The organism is Methylorubrum sp. GM97 (assembly GCF_024347855.1).
Taxonomy (GTDB): domain Bacteria; phylum Pseudomonadota; class Alphaproteobacteria; order Rhizobiales; family Beijerinckiaceae; genus Methylobacterium; species Methylobacterium extorquens.
On the sequence record NZ_AP025942.1, the window covers coordinates 4,583,098 to 4,599,937 of the forward strand.

At 67.9% G+C, this 16,840-nt stretch carries 18 protein-coding genes; 11 read left to right on the forward strand and 7 right to left on the reverse strand.

Translation table 11 applies throughout. The features are described 5' to 3' along the window. Window positions 1-100: 100 nt before the first annotated feature. The 5 genes from hemB (at window position 101) to MSPGM_RS21420 (ending at window position 3,820) form a co-directional block, all read left to right on the forward strand. Complete coding sequence (gene hemB / locus MSPGM_RS21400; RefSeq protein ID WP_003605713.1) at window positions 101-1,156, forward strand: porphobilinogen synthase; 1,056 nt, start codon at window positions 101-103, stop codon at window positions 1,154-1,156. A 554-nt stretch (window positions 1,157-1,710) separates the two neighbouring features. After that, complete coding sequence (locus tag MSPGM_RS21405; protein ID WP_003606576.1) at window positions 1,711-2,205, forward strand: RDD family protein; 495 nt, start codon at window positions 1,711-1,713, stop codon at window positions 2,203-2,205. Window positions 2,206-2,343: 138 nt separating this feature from the next. Beyond that, the gene (locus MSPGM_RS21410) at window positions 2,344-3,090 is read left to right on the forward strand and encodes an arginyltransferase (RefSeq protein WP_003606575.1); all 747 of its coding nucleotides are present in this window, start codon (window positions 2,344-2,346) and stop codon (window positions 3,088-3,090) included. A gap of 86 nt (window positions 3,091-3,176) precedes the next feature. Further along, window positions 3,177-3,503: a type II toxin-antitoxin system RelE/ParE family toxin gene (locus tag MSPGM_RS21415; protein ID WP_003606574.1), complete on the forward strand. Its 327-nt coding sequence runs from the start codon at window positions 3,177-3,179 to the stop codon at window positions 3,501-3,503. Next, a complete protein-coding gene (locus MSPGM_RS21420; protein ID WP_003606573.1) occupies window positions 3,503-3,820 on the forward strand; it encodes a DNA-binding protein in 318 nt (105 codons plus the stop codon). The genes MSPGM_RS21415 and MSPGM_RS21420 overlap by 1 nt, the downstream gene beginning before the upstream one ends. Before the next feature lie 34 nt (window positions 3,821-3,854). Here the strand turns inward: MSPGM_RS21420 and MSPGM_RS21425 are convergent, their stop codons facing one another. From MSPGM_RS21425 to MSPGM_RS21435, 3 genes are all read right to left on the reverse strand, one after another. Further along, window positions 3,855-4,418: a sugar O-acetyltransferase gene (locus tag MSPGM_RS21425; protein ID WP_003606572.1), complete on the reverse strand. Its 564-nt coding sequence runs from the start codon at window positions 4,416-4,418 to the stop codon at window positions 3,855-3,857. Window positions 4,419-4,445: 27 nt separating this feature from the next. Then, window positions 4,446-5,351 carry a neutral zinc metallopeptidase gene (locus MSPGM_RS21430; protein ID WP_003606570.1) on the reverse strand — a complete coding sequence of 302 codons (906 nt, stop codon included), beginning with the start codon at window positions 5,349-5,351 and terminating at the stop codon, window positions 4,446-4,448. Between the two features lie 105 nt (window positions 5,352-5,456). Beyond that, on the reverse strand, window positions 5,457-6,470 hold the full coding sequence (locus tag MSPGM_RS21435) for a uracil-DNA glycosylase (RefSeq protein WP_015857434.1): 1,014 nt from the start codon (window positions 6,468-6,470) through the stop codon (window positions 5,457-5,459). A gap of 211 nt (window positions 6,471-6,681) precedes the next feature. Between MSPGM_RS21435 and MSPGM_RS21440 the strand changes: the two genes are divergently transcribed. Then, window positions 6,682-8,355: an electron transfer flavoprotein-ubiquinone oxidoreductase gene (locus MSPGM_RS21440; RefSeq protein WP_003607293.1), complete on the forward strand. Its 1,674-nt coding sequence runs from the start codon at window positions 6,682-6,684 to the stop codon at window positions 8,353-8,355. Window positions 8,356-8,447: 92 nt separating this feature from the next. On the opposite strand, the gene MSPGM_RS21445 is transcribed toward MSPGM_RS21440, so the two are convergent. From MSPGM_RS21445 to MSPGM_RS21455, 3 genes are read right to left on the reverse strand one after another with little or no spacing between them, the layout of a single operon-like run. Further along, window positions 8,448-9,437 (reverse strand): P1 family peptidase, encoded by a 990-nt coding sequence (locus MSPGM_RS21445; RefSeq protein ID WP_209688297.1) that lies wholly within the window; start codon window positions 9,435-9,437, stop codon window positions 8,448-8,450. Further along, window positions 9,434-10,318 carry an EamA family transporter RarD gene (gene rarD / locus MSPGM_RS21450; RefSeq protein ID WP_003606729.1) on the reverse strand — a complete coding sequence of 295 codons (885 nt, stop codon included), beginning with the start codon at window positions 10,316-10,318 and terminating at the stop codon, window positions 9,434-9,436. The genes MSPGM_RS21445 and rarD overlap by 4 nt, the downstream gene beginning before the upstream one ends. A gap of 57 nt (window positions 10,319-10,375) precedes the next feature. After that, window positions 10,376-10,663 carry a hypothetical protein gene (locus tag MSPGM_RS21455; RefSeq protein WP_003606728.1) on the reverse strand — a complete coding sequence of 96 codons (288 nt, stop codon included), beginning with the start codon at window positions 10,661-10,663 and terminating at the stop codon, window positions 10,376-10,378. A gap of 142 nt (window positions 10,664-10,805) precedes the next feature. On the opposite strand from MSPGM_RS21455, the gene MSPGM_RS21460 reads away from it, so the two are divergent. The 5 genes from MSPGM_RS21460 (at window position 10,806) to MSPGM_RS21480 (ending at window position 15,596) form a co-directional block, all read left to right on the forward strand. Beyond that, a complete protein-coding gene (locus MSPGM_RS21460) occupies window positions 10,806-10,970 on the forward strand; it encodes an Rmf/CrpP family protein (protein WP_012255363.1) in 165 nt (54 codons plus the stop codon). A gap of 95 nt (window positions 10,971-11,065) precedes the next feature. Then, complete coding sequence (gene metC / locus MSPGM_RS21465) at window positions 11,066-12,253, forward strand: cystathionine beta-lyase (protein ID WP_003606727.1); 1,188 nt, start codon at window positions 11,066-11,068, stop codon at window positions 12,251-12,253. 377 nt (window positions 12,254-12,630) lie between these two features. Continuing rightward, on the forward strand, window positions 12,631-13,803 hold the full coding sequence (locus tag MSPGM_RS21470; protein ID WP_012605619.1) for a zinc-dependent alcohol dehydrogenase: 1,173 nt from the start codon (window positions 12,631-12,633) through the stop codon (window positions 13,801-13,803). Between the two features lie 71 nt (window positions 13,804-13,874). Then, a complete protein-coding gene (locus tag MSPGM_RS21475) occupies window positions 13,875-14,480 on the forward strand; it encodes a hypothetical protein (RefSeq protein ID WP_003604873.1) in 606 nt (201 codons plus the stop codon). Between the two features lie 21 nt (window positions 14,481-14,501). Then, window positions 14,502-15,596 carry a hypothetical protein gene (locus MSPGM_RS21480; RefSeq protein WP_003604872.1) on the forward strand — a complete coding sequence of 365 codons (1,095 nt, stop codon included), beginning with the start codon at window positions 14,502-14,504 and terminating at the stop codon, window positions 15,594-15,596. A gap of 238 nt (window positions 15,597-15,834) precedes the next feature. Here MSPGM_RS21480 and MSPGM_RS21485 read toward each other — a convergent pair whose 3' ends face one another. Beyond that, window positions 15,835-16,431: a pyridoxamine 5'-phosphate oxidase family protein gene (locus MSPGM_RS21485; protein ID WP_003604871.1), complete on the reverse strand. Its 597-nt coding sequence runs from the start codon at window positions 16,429-16,431 to the stop codon at window positions 15,835-15,837. Between the last annotated feature and the right edge of the window lie 409 nt (window positions 16,432-16,840).

Here is a 16,840-nt window from a genome sequence, read left to right on the forward strand (position 1 = left end):
GGCCTGGCTTTGACGTCTTTGTCGTGATGCGCTCCGCCGCACCGAACCGGTCTCCCCTTCGGTTCGAGAACGTCCTGGAGCAACCGGAGTCCTGAGGCTCATGTCTGACGCCACCCCGCGCCCGCTCGCCATCGAGACCGCGCGCGAAGCCGCCCCCGGTGCGGGGCCGCTGAGCCTGACCCAGCGCCCGCGCCGCAACCGCAAGGCGGATTGGTCGCGCCGCCTCGTGCGCGAGCATAGCCTCACCGTCGATGACCTGATTTGGCCGCTCTTCGTGATCGAGGGCGAGAAGCGCCGCGAGCCGATCGCCTCCATGCCCGGCGTCGAGCGCCTGAGCGTAGACGAGATCGTGCGCGAGGCCGAGCGCGCCGCGCGGCTCGGCATCCCGGCGATCTCGTTCTTCCCCTACACCGAGCCGTCCCTGCGCGATCCGACCGGCTCCGAGGCGCTGAACCGCGAAAACCTCGTCTGCCGGGCGGTGCGGGCGGTGAAGCGGGCCGTCCCCGAGATCGGCGTGATGACCGATGTCGCGCTAGACCCCTATACCAGCCACGGCCATGACGGCTTGATCGAGGCCGGCGCCATCCTCAACGACGAGACCGTGGCGGTGCTGGTCGAGCAGAGCCTGATCCAGGCCGAGGCCGGCACCGACATCATCGCCCCCTCCGACATGATGGACGGGCGCGTCGGCGCGATCCGCACCGGTCTCGACCGGGCCGGCTTTCGCGATGTTCAGATCATGGCCTACGCCGCGAAATACGCCAGCGCGTTCTACGGGCCGTTCCGCGACGCCATCGGCACCAGCGCGGCGCTGGTCGGCGACAAGCGCACCTACCAGATGGATCCCGGCAATGCGGCCGAGGCCCTGCGCGAGGTGGCCCTCGACCTCGCCGAGGGTGCCGACTCGGTGATGGTCAAGCCCGGCCTGCCCTATCTCGACATCATCACCCGCGTGAAGACGGAGTTCGGTGTGCCGACCTTCGCCTATCAGGTGTCGGGCGAGTACGCGATGATCGAGGCCGCCGCCCGCAACGGCTGGCTCGACGGCGACCGCGCCATGACCGAGAGCCTGCTCGCCTTCAAGCGGGCGGGCGCCGACGGGGTGCTGACCTACTACGCCCCCCGCGTCGCCGAGCGCCTGCGCGCGGGCGCCTGACGGGCCGACCCCAGACGCGACGATTTCGGGCGCGACGACCTTGGTCCGCATCGAGCGGGCGGCGCTGGCGGGCGCCGTCATCCTCTGGCTCGCGGCCGGATTCGGCTGCGACACGGCGCTCGACGCGCGCCGGGCGACGCTCTGCCGCCGGGCGGTGCCGGCGCTCGCCCCGCCCGGCGCCGAAATCGACCTGTTGCGGGTGGGATCGGGCGCGAGCCGCGGCAGCGTGCGGGTCGATTACCGCCTCGTCGGCGGCACCAGCGCGCTCGCCAAGGCCGAGGCGACCCGGCCCCGCTTCCTCGTCTGCCATTTCGATGCCGGCGACGACCTCGGCGCGGTGACGACCGAGCAAGGGCCGGTGAGCGGTGCCTCGCTCTACCTGCTCAGGCGCTACTACCTGACGACGCCCGAGGCCGAGGCCGCCGATCCGGGGCCCGGTGAGGGCGGGACCGGACATCGAGGCGTCGCTGGGCCTCGCGGCCCGGCTCTTGGCAGCGCCCCGCCGTCTCCCCACTTGTTCGAACGTGCACGCAACGGTCGAGGAAGCGGCGGCCATGACGGATTTTCAGCCCGGTTATCACCCCGGCTACACCAACCCGGCGGGCATGCCGGGCCAGGGCGGATTTCCCGTGCCGTATGTGCGGGCGAGCCTCGGCGGGCGCACGATCGCCTACCTGCTCGATCTCGCCTTCATCTTCGTGTTCACGGCCGTGCTCGCCACGGCGATCGCGATCCTCGGCGTGCTGACCTTCGGCTTTGCCTGGATGCTGTTCCCGATCCTCGGCGTCAGCGGCATCCTCTACAGCGCGATCACGGTGGGCGGTCCCAAGCAGAGCACGCTGGGGATGCGCATGCTCGGCCTGCGCGTGGTGGCGCCCGAGAGCGGGCGTCCGGTGGATTTCCTGACCGCGGGCATCCACGCGCTGCTGTTCTACGTGGCGATCTCGACCTTCCTGCTCTGGTGCATCGACGTGGTGTTCGGCCTCGTCCGCTCCGACCGGCGTCTCGGCCACGACCTGCTGCTCGGTCTGGCCGTCGTGCGCGACTGATCCCCCGTTCGGGTAAGGGGATGGCGGCGGAAAGCCGGCGTCATACCCATCAATCCGGTTGAGCCCCGCGTCGATCCCGTTACATTGGCTGCGGGGCCACCGTTCGATGTCGTGGCCCCGAGGGCGAGCCTACCTAGCGTGACGAGCCATCCGCGCGACACACCGCAGTTCTACCTGACGGCGCCCTCCCCTTGCCCCTACCTGCCGGGCCAGGAGGAGCGGAAGGTGTTCACCCACCTCGTGGGGCGGCGGGCTCGGGACCTCAACGAGATCCTGACCCAGGGCGGCTTCCGCCGCTCGCAGACCATCGCCTACCGTCCGGCCTGCGAGACCTGCCGCGCCTGCGTCTCGGTGCGGGTGGTGGTGGAGGATTTCGCCATCACCGGGAGCCAGCGGCGCATCCTCCAGCGCAATGCCGAACTCATCGGCACGCCGGAGCCCAACCGTCCGGCCTCCGAGCAATACGCCCTGTTCCGCCGCTATCTCGATGCCCGCCACGGCGATGGCGGCATGGTCGACATGACGGTGCTCGATTACGCGATGATGATCGAGGACAGCCACGTCGATACGCACCTCGTGGTCTACCGCGAGCGCGGCCCCGACAGCGCGATCCATGGCCGCGGCGTCGGCGCACCCGTCGCGGTCTGCCTCACCGACGTTCTCGCCGACGGCCTGTCGATGGTCTACTCGTTCTACGATCCCGACGAGGCGAGCCGCAGCCTCGGCACCTACATGATCCTCGACCACATCCGCCGGGCCCGGGCCCTCGGCCTGCCGTATCTGTATCTCGGCTACTGGGTCGATGGCTCCCGCAAGATGGACTACAAGGCCAAGTTCAAGCCGCAGGAGCGGCTGATGCCTCAGGGCTGGGTGCGGGTGGAGTAGCGCGCCGACACTCCATGAGTGGCGTGCGCACGGCGTTTCCGGGCCCTAAATTGTCTTGAATGGTAACTTTTAAGGTACTATTCTGGATGGAGATTCAGGAGTTTCTGGACGGGAGCGGCCGCAGTCCCTTCGCCTCTTGGTTCGACGACCTTGATCCCCAGGCGGCGGCCAAGGTGACCGTTGCGCTGGCGCGCATGGAAGCGGGCAACCTGTCGAATGTGAAGTCGGTCGGCGATGGTGTGCAGGAGTATCGGATTGCTTGGGGGCCCGGTTACCGACTGTATTTCGGGCGCGATGGGGATCTGCTGATCATCCTGCTCTGCGGCGGCACCAAGCGCCGGCAACAGGACGACATCGCCGAGGCACGGGCCCATTGGGCGGACTACAGGCGCCGGAAAAAGGAGACGGGCTGATGGCCCTGACGCGCAGCTTCAAGGACACCGTGAAGGCAAGGGCCGAGCGCGACCCGGCATTCCGTGACGCCCTGCTCACCGAGGCAGTGGACCAACTCCTCGCGGGCGATATCGAGACCGGCAAGTCCGTTCTGCGCGATTACATCAACGCGACGATTGGCTTCGAGCGGCTGTCGCAAGAGACCGGCACATCGTCGAAGAGCCTGATGCGGATGCTCGGTCCGACCGGCAATCCAACAGCGACCAACCTGTTCGGTGTCCTTCGGACGGTGCAAAAGGCCTCGGGCGTGCAGCTCACCGTCGCTATCGGCCGCTGAGCAAGGCCAACTGGCCGCCAGCCGGCTGCCTCGCTCACTCCTTCGTCCACTTCACGACCTTTGCCGGGTTTCCCGCCACGACCGCGTAGGGCGCCACGTCGCGGGTCACCACCGCGCCCGCGCCGATCACCGCCCCGTCGCCGACGGTGATGCCGGGCAGCACGATCGCGCCGCCGCCGATCCACACGTCGTCGCCGATGGTGATGGGCCGGGCCGATTCCCAGAACGCGGCCCGCGCGGTGCGGTCGAGCGGGTGCTCGGCGGTGTAGAGCTGCACCATCGGGGCGATCTGCGCGCGGTGGCCGATGGTGATCGGGGCGCAGTCGAGGAAGACGCAGTTGAAGTTGCAGAAGAAGTCGTCGCCGACCGTGATGTTGCCGCCGTAGTCGCAGGCGAAGCCGGGGCAGATCGTCGGGTTGCGTCCCGCCGATCCGAGAAGCTCGCGGATCACCGCCTCGCGGCCGGCCGCATCCTCGGGCTCCATGGCGTTGAGCCGCAGGAGCCGCCGCTTGGCGGCGTTGCGAAGCGCGATCAGTTCCGGATCGTCGCCGCGATAGGGCTTTCCGGCGAGCATCAGCTCGCGCGCGGTCTCGGCCATATCCGCCTTCCCAAGTTCCAAAAAAGATCAGCCGCGGCTGGCGCGGAAGGTGTCGCAGGACTTGGTCTGTCCGCTCTTGTAGCCGGTCATGAACCAGCGCATCCGCTGCTCGGAGGAGCCGTGGGTGAAGGAATCCGGCACGGCGTAGCCTTGCGACTTTTCCTGCAGCTTGTCGTCGCCGATGGCGCTGGCGGCGTTGAGCGCCTCCTTGATGTCGTTCTGGTCGAGGGCGTTCCAGCGGTCGTTCGAGTTCTTGGCCCAGACGCCGGCGAGGCAGTCGGCCATCAGCTCGACGCGCACGGAGAGCTGGTTCGCTTCCGTCTTGCTGCTCGCGTTCTGCTGGCGGCTCTGCACCTTGCCGAGGATGCCGAGCACGTCCTGCACGTGGTGGCCGACCTCGTGGGCGATGACGTAGGCGTAGGCGAAATCGCCCTTCACGCCGAACTTGGTCTGCATCTCCTTGAAGAAGCCGAGGTCGATATAGACCTTCTTGTCGAGCGGGCAGTAGAACGGCCCCATCGCGGCCTGAGCCATGCCGCAGCCCGAACGGGTGCCGCCCTGGTAGAGCACCATCGTCGTCGGCTTGTATGGCCGCCCGGTCTGGTTCGGCAGGATCTCGTTCCACACATCCTCGGTGTTGCCGAGGATCTTCGAGGCGAACTGGCCGGCGCGATCGGTCGGCGCCTCGCCCCGCCGGGCCTGCGTTTCGGGATCGACCCGCTGCTCGCGCTGCTGCCCGCCGCCGGTCATCTGCTGCGCACCGCCGAGCAGGATCGCCGGGTTGATGCCGGTGACCCAGGAGATCAGCAGCACGACGACGATCGTGCCGATGCCGAGGCCGCCCATGCCGCCGCCGGGGAAGCCGCCCCCGCCGCCGCCCTCGCCGCGCCGGTCCTCGACGTTCTCAGAGGCGCGAAAATCGTCCCAGCGCATAAAGTCTCCCGCCGCCCCGCGTCTCGCCCGGCCTCATCGGGATTCCGGACCTGATTTCTAGAATGGCGAGGCGGAGGATACGGTTCCGCTTGAGCCGCCCCCCGCCTACTTGCCCGCGGCGCTCCCGTCGAGGGCGCTCTTCAGCATCCGGAAGTCGCGCCAGGCGAGGCGCTTCTGCACCGGCTGGCGTAGCAGGTAGGCCGGATGGAGCGTGGCGAGCGCCCGGATCTCGCGGCCGTCGCCGAGGCGATACGGGTAGAAGCGTCCGCGCGCCTTGAGGATACCGTCCTTGGTGCCGGTCAGCGTCTGGGTTGCGGGCGCGCCGAGACAGACGAGGATGTCGGGGTTGGCGAGTTCGATCTGACGCTCGACGAAGGGGCGACAGATCGAGATCTCCTGCGGGGTCGGGTTGCGGTTGCCCGGCGGGCGCCAGGGCACGACGTTGGAGATGTAGGCGCTCGTCCGGTCGAGGCCGATCGCCGCCATCATCCGGTCGAGAAGCTGGCCGGAGCGTCCCATGAACGGCTTGCCGATCCGGTCCTCGTCGGCCCCCGGCGCCTCGCCGACGAACATCACCCGCGCCTGCGGATTGCCGTCGGCGAAGACGAGGTTCTTGGCGGTGAAGCGCAGGCCGCAGCCCTCGAAGCCGCGCAGCAGCTCTTCCAATTCCTCAAGAGTCTTCATCTGCGCGGCCCGTGCCCGCGCATCGTCCGCCGCCTCGCCGGGCTTGGCGCCGGCCGCGTTGCCATAGGTGCGGGGCGGCTCGCGCGCGGGCGCGTCGCGGCTCGGCAGCTCACGCCGGAACGCCAGGGGCGGCTCTTCCGCGGAGGGAGCGTCACGCTGCGGCGACTCGCTGCGCGGTTCGAGGGCCTCACGGCGTGGTGGGAGGGGCTCACGGCGTGGTTCAAGGGGCTCGCGGCGTGATTCTAGGGGCTCGCGGCGTGTGGCCGGCTCAGCCTGCAAGGCGGCCTCGGCCCGAACGGACTCGGCCTCGGCGAAGCGGTCGTGGGGCTGCTCGTCGAGGACCGCGTCGACGCCTGCCGCGACATGGAAGTCGAGGTAGGAGATCAGGTCGCCTCTGGCGTCGGTATCCGCGTGGTTTGCCGTCATCGTTTCCATGTGGCGTGGGAGCGACCTGTGGACAACGCCCGGATGCGTCCTGCGGATCGTCGCACGCTCGCCCTCCGCATGCCCCTGGCATCCCCCTGCGCCTGCCTGCCGCTACCCGAACGGCCTTGCCTTCTTACCTTGGAATCGCTTGAGAGACATCTTGACAATGAATCGAGCCGGAGCGGCGCCCGATGCCCGAACGGCCGCAGGAGGAATGAGGATGGCGCTGCCCGAACGCGAAGGCATGGATTTCGACGTGGTGATCGTCGGCGCGGGACCCGCCGGCCTCGCCGCCGCGATCCGCCTCAAGCAGCTCTCCGCGGAGAAGGGTGAGGAACTCTCGGTCGTCGTCGTCGAGAAGGGCGGCGAGGTCGGCGCGCACATCCTCTCCGGCGCCGTGGTCGATCCGCTCGGCCTCGACACGCTGCTGCCCGAATGGCGCGACGATCCCGACCGGCCGCTCAAGACGGCGGTGGAGCGCGACGAGTTCCTGTTCCTCACGAAGAACAGCGGCGTCACCATGCCGAACGTGTTCTTCCCCAAGCTGCTGTCGAACCACGGTAATTTCGTCGGTTCGCTCTCGAACACCGTGAAGTGGCTCGGCGCCAAGGCGGAAGGTCTCGGCGTCGAGATCTATCCCGGCTTTCCGGCCTCCGAAGTGCTCTACGACGAGCGCGGCATCGTCACCGGCATCGCCACGGGGGATCTCGGCATCTCCCGCACCGGCGAGGCGCGCGACGACTTCACCCGCGGTATGGAGCTGCGGGCCAAGTACACGGTGTTCGGCGAGGGCGCGCGCGGCTCGCTCACCAAGACGCTGATCGAACGGTTCGGGCTCAATCGCAACAGCGACCACCAGAAATACGGACTGGGCGTCAAGGAGCTGTGGCAACTCGCGCCGAACAAGTTCGAGCCGGGATTGGTGCAGCACACGATGGGCTGGCCGCTGCCGAACAAGGCGGGCGGCGGTTCGTGGCTCTACCATTTCGACGACCACCTGCTCTCGGTCGGCTTCGTGACGCACCTGAACTACGAGAACCCGACCCTGTCGCCGTTCGAGGAGTTCCAGCGCTTCAAGACCCACCCGATGATCGCCGAGACCTTCGAGGGGGCCAAGCGCATCGGCTATGGCGCGCGTGCGATCATGGAGGGCGGCTGGCAATCGGTGCCCAAGCTCGTCTTCCCCGGCGGCTGCCTCGTCGGCGACTCCGCCGGCTTCGTGAACGTGCCGCGCATCAAGGGCTCGCACAACGCGATCCTGTCCGGCATCCAGGCGGCGGACGCGATCTTCGACGCGCTCGTCGCCGGCCGCCAGGGCGATGAGCTGACCGCCTACGAGGAGGGCTGGCGCGACAGCCCGATCGGACGAGACCTCAAGCCGGTGCGCAACGTCAAGCCGCTCTGGTCGAAATACGGCACGCTCGTCGGCGTGGGGCTCGGCGGGCTCGACATGTGGATGAACACGATCGCCAACGCCTCGCTGTTCGGGACGCTAGGCCACGGCAAGCCGGATCACGCCTGCCTCAAGCCCCTCTCCGAGGTGACGCCGATCACCTACCCGAAGCCGGACGGCAAGCTCACCTTCGACCGGCTCTCCTCGGTGTATCTGTCGAACACCAACCACGAGGAGGATCAGCCGCCCCACCTCAAGGTGAAGGATATGGAGCTGCAGAAGCGGTCCGAGCACGACGTCTACGGCGGCCCGTCGAGCCGCTACTGCCCGGCCGGCGTCTACGAGTGGGTGGAGGACAAGTCCGCCAGCGACGGCGTGCGCTTCCAGATCAACGCGCAGAACTGCGTCCACTGCAAGACGTGCGATATCAAAGACCCGAACCAGAACATCAACTGGGTCACCCCGGAGGGCCCGGGCGGTCCGAACTACACGAACCTGTAATCCGGGGGCCAGGGCAGAGCCCCGGTGAAGGGAAGGCGGGGCTCTGCCCCGCCACCCCGCCAAAGGGATGATCCCTTTGGGATCCCGAACGGCTAGAGTTCCCGCCAGGCCGGCAGGTCCAGGCATGGCAGCCGGGTCGCCGCGTGGACGCCGATGGCGACCGCCCGCGCCAGCGTCTCGGCCGCCGCCGCGCCGAGGCGGGCGAGATCGGCCACCTCATCGCCGAGCAGCACCGCGCCGGTGGCAACCGCGAACACCACGTCACCGTCGAGCGGCGTGTGGGCGGGGTGGATCGCCCGGGCGAGCCCGTCCTGCGCGGCGATGGCGAGGCGCTTGGCCTGTGCCTTGGTGAGCGCCGCGTCGGTGGCGACGACCGCCAGCGTGGTGTTGGCGCCGGGGAGCGGCTCGCGCGGCCACGAGAGGGCGTCGTCGGGAACCTGCTGCGGCAGGCCGAGGCTACCGAACTCCCCGTCGCGCTCGAACGGTGCGGCCCAGAAATGCGGCCCCTGCCCCATCGTCACCCGGCCGAAGGCGTTGACCGCCACCAGGGCGCCGACCTGCGCGGGCAGCCCCGGCACCGCGCTCGAAGCCGAGCCGAGGCCGCCCTTGAGGTTGGCGGTGCGGGCCCCGAGCCCCGCCCCGACCGAGCCGAGGGCGAAGGCGCCGTCCTGCGCGGCGAGCGCCGCCGCGTAGCCGAGTTCGCGATAGGGCGGGAACCGGCCCCACCCCTTGTCGCCGCCGTTGAGCAGGTCGAACAGGATCGCGCCCGGCACGATCGGTACGCGCACGTCGCCGACCGCGAAGCCGCGCCCCGCCTCCCGCAGATGGGCGACCACGCCGGCGGCGGCGTCGAGCCCGAAGGCCGAGCCACCCGCCAGCACGAGGGCGTCGACCGCCTGCACCGTAGCGGCGGGATCGAGCAGGTCGGTCTCGCGGGTACCAGGGCCGCCGCCGCGCACGTCCACCGCGCAGGTGAAGGGCGTGTCGAATACGAGCGCGGTGACGCCGCTCGCGATTCTTTCGTCTTCCGCGTGGCCGACGCGGATTCCCGAGATGTCGGTGATGCGGTTGAGCCGGATCATCGCCTCTCTCCTGCCGATCCCGTCGTCAACGCGGCGCGGCGCCTGCGCTCGTGGCGGATCGCATCGTAGGCGTAGAGCATCAGCGCCAGCCAGATCAGCCCGAACAGCACGAGGCGGTCCGGCGTCAGGGTCTCGCCGTAGACCAGCGTGCTGAGCCCCATCAGGCAGGAGGGCGCGATGTACTGCATCAGCCCGAGGGTCGCGAGCGTCAGCCGGGTCGCCGCGGCGGCGAACCAGATCAGCGGCAGGGCCGTCGTCACGCCCGTGAGCGCCAGAAGCGCCCAAGTGCGGGCGTCGTCGGGCACCGGGGGCGCGACGAAGGCGAGATAGGCCAGAGCCGCGGGCAGGAGCAGGAAGGTCTCGGCGCAGAAGCCGACGGTGCCATCGACGGCGACGAGTTTGCGCACCAGCCCGTAGAGCGCGAAGGTGACCGCGAGCCCGAGCGACAGCAGCGGCAGGCGCCCCGCCATCGCCACCGCGATCACCACGCCGAGCACGACGATGGCCACCGCCACCACCTGGACCGGGCGCAGGCGCTCGCCGAGGACGAGGGCGCCAAGCGCCACCGAGACCAGCGGGTTGATGAAGTAGCCCAGGCTCGCATCGAGCATGTGCCCGCTCGACACCGCCACGAGGTAGAGCATCCAGTTGATCGCGATCAGGCCCGCCGAGACGACGAGCCCGCCATGGCGCGGCCGCAGCGGGAACGGGTTGGCGAGCCGCTTGCGCAGCAGCGCGATCAGGCCGACCACCAGCAGCGCCGACCATGCGATGCGCTGCGCCAGGATCGTGCCCGGCGGGATACCGTCGAGAAGCCGGAAATGCACGGGGACGACGAGGCCCCAGCTCAGATAGGCGGCGAGCGCGTAGATCAGGCCCAAGATTGCACGAGCGGCGGCGTGGCGGGGCGCCGCTTGTAGCCCGGACTGGGCGCGCGGTCAGCGCTTGCGGGCGGGGGCTGCCGGCGTCTCGCCGCGCATCAGGGCGTTGAGGCGCTCGGTGTCGAAGCCGGTGAGCATGCGCTCCTTCTTCGTCTCGGCCGCCGGCCCCTGCGTCACCGTGCCGGTCGTGACGGGATCGGGCAGGATCGGGGCGGCCCGCGCGATCGTCGGGGCCGGCACGGCGGCGACCGCCTGATGCATGAGCCGGTCCGCACTCACGAGAACGACCGAGAGCGTGCCGAGGCCGGTGATGGTGCCGAAGGTGATGACGCGCAGGATGCTCACGATGGGGAACTCGATACGCAGGGTACGCGGGACCGTGAACAGCGGCCCCGGAAACAGGATGCGCGCGGTGTCGTTAATGAACCGGACGGCCGGGCCCGCTGCGGACCGGCCCTATTCAGGACATCCGGAACAGGATCTGGCCATGAACGAGCAGGCGACGGCGAGCGACAGCCCCTTCATCCAGGGGCGCAACGCGCGGCTCTACGGCAAGAGCATCGATGAGTGCCCCTATGCGGAGGGCTCCGAGGATCGCGCGGCCTGGATCCAGGCCTACGAGGAGGCCGCGACCGACGATCCGGCAGCGTGAGGACGCCCGAGGCGAACCGAGACCGCCTTGACGCGTCCGGTCCCGGGAGGCTGAAAGGGCTTCAACGCGAAGCCCCTCTCATCCTCCCGAGGCCGATGTCCAACTCTCCCCCCCGCGACCGCGGTCGCTTCGGCGCCGACACCCGCCTCGTGCTCGCCGGGCGCGACCCGTCGGCCCAGCACGGCTTCGTCAACACGCCGATCTATCGCGGCTCGACGGTCCTCTACCCCACTTACGACGACATCAAGCACCGGCGCGGGCGTTACAATTACGGCACCTCCGGCACGCCGACGATGGACGCCCTGTGCGAGGCGTGGAGCGAGATCGCGGGGGCGGCGGGCACGGTGCTGGCGCCGTCCGGCCTCTCGGCGCTGACGCTGGCGCTGATGACCTGCGTCAGCGCGGGCGACCACCTCCTCGTCACCGATTCCGCCTACCGCCCGACCCGCATCTTCTGCGACGGCGTGCTGAAGCGCTACGGCGTCGAGGTCGAGTACTACGATCCGCTGATCGGGGCGGGCATTGCCGGGCTGATGCGCGACAACACGCGGGCGGTGCTCGTGGAGGCACCGGGCTCGCAGACCTTCGAGATGCAGGACGTGCCGGCCATCGCCGAGGCGATGCATGCCCGCGGTGGCGCGGTGGTGATGGACAACACCTGGGCGACGCCGCTGCTGTTCCCGCCGCACGAGCGCGGCGTCGATCTCGCGGTGGAGGCCGGTACCAAGTATCTCAGCGGCGGCTCGGACCTGCTGCTCGGCCTCGTCTCGGCCAACGCCGCGTACTACCCGGCGCTCAAGCGCACCTACGAGCACTTTGCCAATTGCCCCGGCCCCGAGGACATCTTTTTGGGTCTCCGGGGACTGCGCACTATGGGTCTGCGCCTGCGCGAGCACGGCGCCCGCGGCTTGGCCATGGCCGAGTGGTTCCAGGCCCGCCCGGAGGTGCTGCGGGTGCTGCATCCGGGCCTGCCGGACGATCCCGGCCACGCGATCTGGAAGCGCGACTTCTCCGGCGCCTCGGGCCTGTTCGGGGTGATCCTCAAGCCGGTCTCGGAGGAGGCGCTCGCCGCCTTCCTCGACGGGCTCGAACTGTTCGGGATGGGCTTTTCCTGGGGCGGCTTCGAGAGCCTCGTCATCCCCTTCGACCCGACCGTCTACCGCACCGCCACCCGCTGGCCGCCGGACGGCTCGGCGCTCCGCTTCCATATCGGTCTGGAGGACCCGGAAGATCTGAAGGCGGATCTGGAGGCCGGGTTCGCGCGGATGGCGGCTGTGGGCTGAGGGCGAAACTTGATTGGCTTGGCTGCCTGAAGGACTGGTGAGGGTGGAGAGCAGGCATTCAACCAGACGGCCGCAAGGGACCGCATTGCCATCGGAAGCAGACGTTCGCTGTGACGCACAGGCGCGTGCCTAGTGTGGCAACGCCCACTCAAGTGTGCATTTGCGCTACATTATATCATTGCAAATAATGCCAAAGTTTCTGAGGGGCTTTCTGAAGACGTTCAGCCCCGTTAGGGCCCTTGATTACTGTCAAGGTGACACATGCAATAAAAGGTCATGCTCGTTTGGTCTTATGTTATAGAGGCAAATAAAAATTAGATTCAATGTATGGCCTGCAAGTTACTCGCAATAATTCCTATTTGTTGCGGAGAATTCCCATGAGAGCACTGGTCTGGCACGGCACTGAGGACATTCGCTGCGACACGGTCCCTGACCCCAAGATCGAGGACGAGCGCGATGCGATCATCAAGGTGACCACTTGTGCGATCTGCGGTTCGGACCTGCACCTCTACGACCACGTCATGCCCGGCATGGAGAAGGGCGACGTGATGGGCCACGAGTTCATGGGTGAAGTCGTCGAGATGGGAAAAGGGGTCAACGGCGCTCTCAGGAAGGGTGAGCGCATCGTTGTGCCGTTCACGATCATCTGTGGCGAGTGCGACCAGTGCAAGCGCGGCTACTTCTCCGTCTGCGAACGCTCGAACCGCAACAAGCATGTCGCCGACAAGGTCTTCGGACACACCACTGCGGGCCTGTTCGGCTACACCCACCTCACCGGTGGCTACCAGGGCGGACAAGCCGAGTACGTCCGCGTGCCCTTTGCCGACAAGACCCACATCAAGGTGCCGGAGCACCTGAGCGACGAGCAGGTGCTGTTCCTCGGTGACATCTTCCCAACCGGCTGGCAGGCGGCCGTGCAAGCCGACATTCAGCCGACCGATACGGTTGCGATCTGGGGCGCAGGTCCAGTTGGCCAGATGACATTGCGCTCCGCGCTCCTTCTCGGGGCCAAGCAGGTGGTCTGCATCGACAGCGTGCCCGAGCGCCTTGAGATGGCACGCGCGGGAGGGGCCATAACTGTCGACAACGCGCAGGAGAGCGTAGTCGAACGCCTCAATGAGTTGACCGATGGCAAAGGTCCAGAGAAGTGCATCGATGCCGTCGGTATGGAGGCGCATTCGCCGCGCGCTCTCGAACACGCCTACGACCGACTGAAGCAGGCCGTGATGTTGGAGAGCGACCGCGCCGCAGTCCTGCGCGAGATGATCTATGTCTGTCGTCCCGCTGGCATCATTTCGATCCCGGGTGTCTACGGCGGGCTTGTCGACAAGCTGCCGATGGGAGCCCTGATGAACAAGGGGCTGACCATCCGCACTGGGCAAACGCACGTGAACCGGTGGACGGATGACCTCGTCAAGCGCATCGACGACGGGCAGATCGACCCCTCCTTCGTCATCACCCATCGGGTCAGGCTCGATCAAGGGCCCGAGATGTACAAGACCTTCCGCGACAAGAAGGATAACTGCATCAAGGTTGTGCTTCGGCCCTGATTGGCTCCGTAGCTCGTCGCAGTGCGGCGGGCCTGCTCCTCCTCCCTCATTGCGGCACCGAGGAAGTCAGCATGTCCGATGCCATGTCTCAAGGCGACCGCGCGCGCGCGCCTGTACCCTACTCCCTGCCGAGTTACCTCACCTCGGACCCGCGCCGTCGACCGGATCCTGCAACCAAGCAGCTCGCCCACGGCCTAGGCTGGTTCTCGGTCGGCCTCGGTCTGACCGAAGTCGCGTTTGGCAGTGCCATTGCTCGCTGGCTCGGAATGCCGCGCGCGGCCCCGGTCATTCAGGCCTACGGGGTGCGCGAACTCATACAGGGTGCCGGGATCTTGGGCTCGCGCGATCCGACACCGTGGATCTCGGCGCGCGTCGCGGGAGATGCGCTCGATATCGCCACGATCCTGCCAGGGCTTGAAGGCAATAATCCGCGCAAGGACAATGTGCAGATCGCCCTTATGGCTTTGGCCGGCGTCACAGCCATAGACGTGATCTGCGCGCGAAATCTCTCGGAAGCACCTCTCACCCCGTCCCAGAAGGTCCGGCAGGATTACCGCCGCCGCAGCGGCTTTCGCCGTCCCGTGAAGGCAATGCGAGGTGCCGCACGCGACTTCAAGCCGCCACCCGACATCACCGGCCCGGAGGCGATGCGTCCCTGGACGCTGGCCAACGCTTGAGGTTGGAGGGACGCAAGCCCAATGCTGTCGGTCCTCGAACAAGCGTTGGGCGCGCTCGTCATGGGCCTCGTCCTCGCCGACATTTTCCTGACGGTCCTCTACGCGCGCATCGGGACAGGCCTGATCGCGGACAGGGTTGCCCATCTCACCTGGGCAATCTTCCGTCGTGCCGCCGGTAGGTTCGGGCAGAGGCGGGACGCTGTGCTCTCCTTCTGCGGCCCGGTCATCCTCATCGCCTACGTCCTGCTCTGGGCACTGGGGCTGACCCTCGGAGCCGGCCTGATCATCCACCCCGCGCTCGGGACCGCCGTTCGAGCGAGCACCGGGGAGACGCCGGCCGACTTCATGACCGCCCTCTATGCCGGCGGTAGCAGCATGGCGATCGTAGGAGCCAGCGACTTCAAGCCGGTCACGGACGCCTATCGCGTCCTCTATCTCGTGAACTCGCTCGTCGGGATGTCGGCGACGTCGTTGGTTCTTACATACGTCATGCAGGTTTACAGTGCGCTTCGGCAGCGCAACGCGCTCGGATTGAAATTGCATCTCTTGGCGGGTGAAACGTCGGATGCCGCCGAACTCCTGGCGCGGCTCGGGCCACAGGGGCAGTTCAGTTCAGGTTACAGCCACTTAGCCGACACCGCAGCATCCATGGCCGAAATGAAGGAGACGCACCACTTCTATCCTGTGCTGTTCTACTTCCGCTTCCGGCAGCCCTTCTACTCGGTCTCAGCACAGGCATTTATCGCTCTCGACACCGTGTCACTGATCCGCAGTGGGGTCGCAGACCGGCAGGCAGCATGGCTGAAGGAGACCGCCGCCGTGGATGCAATCTGGCGCGTTGCCATACTGCTCGTTGTCACGCTCGAAACGACATTTCTGCCCGGGAGCCTGCCGGCCCCAGCTGATGTGAACAACGCTGAGAGCGAGGCATGGCGCGCCCGCTTTGCAGAGGCTCTTAGGCGACTCTCGGCAGCTGGGGTGGAGACGACACCCGATGAGGCAAGATTGGAGACTTACCTCGCGCTGAGGGCACAATGGCAGCCGCATATCGCACGACTGGCACCCGCGATGGCCTACCGCATCAACGAATTTGAGCCCGGCGGCCAGAAGCGCTGATGATGCGCCGTGGTCCGGGAAGTGGGTGAACTCTTCCCGTGGAATGGGGCGGCACTCTGGAGCGTCGGCTCCCTTGAAGCTCCAGAATTCATTGCAACGACCAAGCCTCTCCGTCTCGCCGGCAGAGGCCCCGGAGGTCCGCTGTACCTCCCTCAGCAGCCCTTCGTTGGTAGCATACTGAATGGCTTCTCAGGGTCGAAAGCGGCCCCTGCAGAACCAATCTGACTGGGTTGGGACCCTAAGGCGCAACCCACGTCCCCATCCAACCCTCGCCCTCCCGGGAAAAAACCGCCCGCCGGTGCCCGCGCCGGTCGAGGTAGAGCAGGTCCAGCCGCTCGGCCGTGAACACCACCGCGCAAAAATTCTCGCGGCCGAGGCGCGCGTCCGGGTCCTCGTCGGGCATGGCGTAGGCGTCGCCCCTGGCGAGCGCGGTGCCGGGGGCGGGTTCGACCCCGTAGCAGACCCGGCTCATGGTTAGCGCGGCGGCCCAGGCGGCGTCGGCGAGCGCGTCGTCAAGGTGCAGGCGTGCCCGCCCCTCGACGCGGAGCTGGAGCTTGGCTCGGCCGTCGTAGACGTGGAGGGCGGCCAGCCCGTTCTCGGCGATCTCCCGCGCCTTGTCCGAGCGCTGGTCGCAGTGGAAGCGCAAGGCGCCCGCCCCGGCCTCCGCCGCGCGCAGGACCACGGTGCGTAGCCGCGGACGGCCCGCCGCATCGACGGTCGCGAGAGATGGCGTGTGGAACGGGCTGTGCCGGTGTCCCACGCCGTCGGCGAGGCAGCGCCAGCCCTCGGCGCGGAAGCCGTCGAGGTCGTCGTAGAAGGAAGGCAGTGCGTCCACGAAAGGCTTTCCTTAGGCGTCATGCCGGGTTGCAGGAAGCCTGACCGGGCGGCTCTTGCCTGCCTCGGATGCTGACGCTGCGGGTGCGCCCGCGCAAGGTGCTTGCAACCGCGCATGCGTCCTCAAAGCCGTCGCAGCGAACCGACGCGAGCAACGGGTCGATCGAACTTCTCGGCCGGCTGCCTTGGCATCGCCACCGGTTCGCGCCATGGCATGGGTCCGGGAGGTTCTCGTTTCAGCTTCCTGCACCCAGCGATGGCACGGCTGGCTGGTTCCCGCGTTGAACGCTGTCGAACATACGGTCCCGCTTTTCCCTTGCCCCATTCCTTGCCCCTGCCCGCCCGCCCGAGACCTCTCCCTTTGCCCGTCCTCCGATCCCTTCCGCGTTCCGGCGGACGGCATCCGTCGT

Coding starts and splice junctions, on each gene's coding strand:
- MSPGM_RS21425 (WP_003606572.1), bottom strand. CDS start 4,418: ATGGCCGAGACCGCGCGCGAGCTGATGCTCGCCGGAAAGCCCTATCGC.
- hemB (WP_003605713.1), top strand. CDS start 101: ATGTCTGACGCCACCCCGCGCCCGCTCGCCATCGAGACCGCGCGCGAA.
- MSPGM_RS21480 (WP_003604872.1), top strand. CDS start 14,502: ATGCTGTCGGTCCTCGAACAAGCGTTGGGCGCGCTCGTCATGGGCCTC.
- MSPGM_RS21405 (WP_003606576.1), top strand. CDS start 1,711: ATGACGGATTTTCAGCCCGGTTATCACCCCGGCTACACCAACCCGGCG.
- MSPGM_RS21460 (WP_012255363.1), top strand. CDS start 10,806: ATGAACGAGCAGGCGACGGCGAGCGACAGCCCCTTCATCCAGGGGCGC.
- MSPGM_RS21470 (WP_012605619.1), top strand. CDS start 12,631: ATGAGAGCACTGGTCTGGCACGGCACTGAGGACATTCGCTGCGACACG.
- MSPGM_RS21445 (WP_209688297.1), bottom strand. CDS start 9,437: ATGATCCGGCTCAACCGCATCACCGACATCTCGGGAATCCGCGTCGGC.
- MSPGM_RS21430 (WP_003606570.1), bottom strand. CDS start 5,351: ATGCGCTGGGACGATTTTCGCGCCTCTGAGAACGTCGAGGACCGGCGC.
- metC (WP_003606727.1), top strand. CDS start 11,066: ATGTCCAACTCTCCCCCCCGCGACCGCGGTCGCTTCGGCGCCGACACC.
- MSPGM_RS21435 (WP_015857434.1), bottom strand. CDS start 6,470: ATGGAAACGATGACGGCAAACCACGCGGATACCGACGCCAGAGGCGAC.
- MSPGM_RS21420 (WP_003606573.1), top strand. CDS start 3,503: ATGGCCCTGACGCGCAGCTTCAAGGACACCGTGAAGGCAAGGGCCGAG.
- MSPGM_RS21475 (WP_003604873.1), top strand. CDS start 13,875: ATGTCCGATGCCATGTCTCAAGGCGACCGCGCGCGCGCGCCTGTACCC.
- MSPGM_RS21440 (WP_003607293.1), top strand. CDS start 6,682: ATGGCGCTGCCCGAACGCGAAGGCATGGATTTCGACGTGGTGATCGTC.
- MSPGM_RS21415 (WP_003606574.1), top strand. CDS start 3,177: ATGGAGATTCAGGAGTTTCTGGACGGGAGCGGCCGCAGTCCCTTCGCC.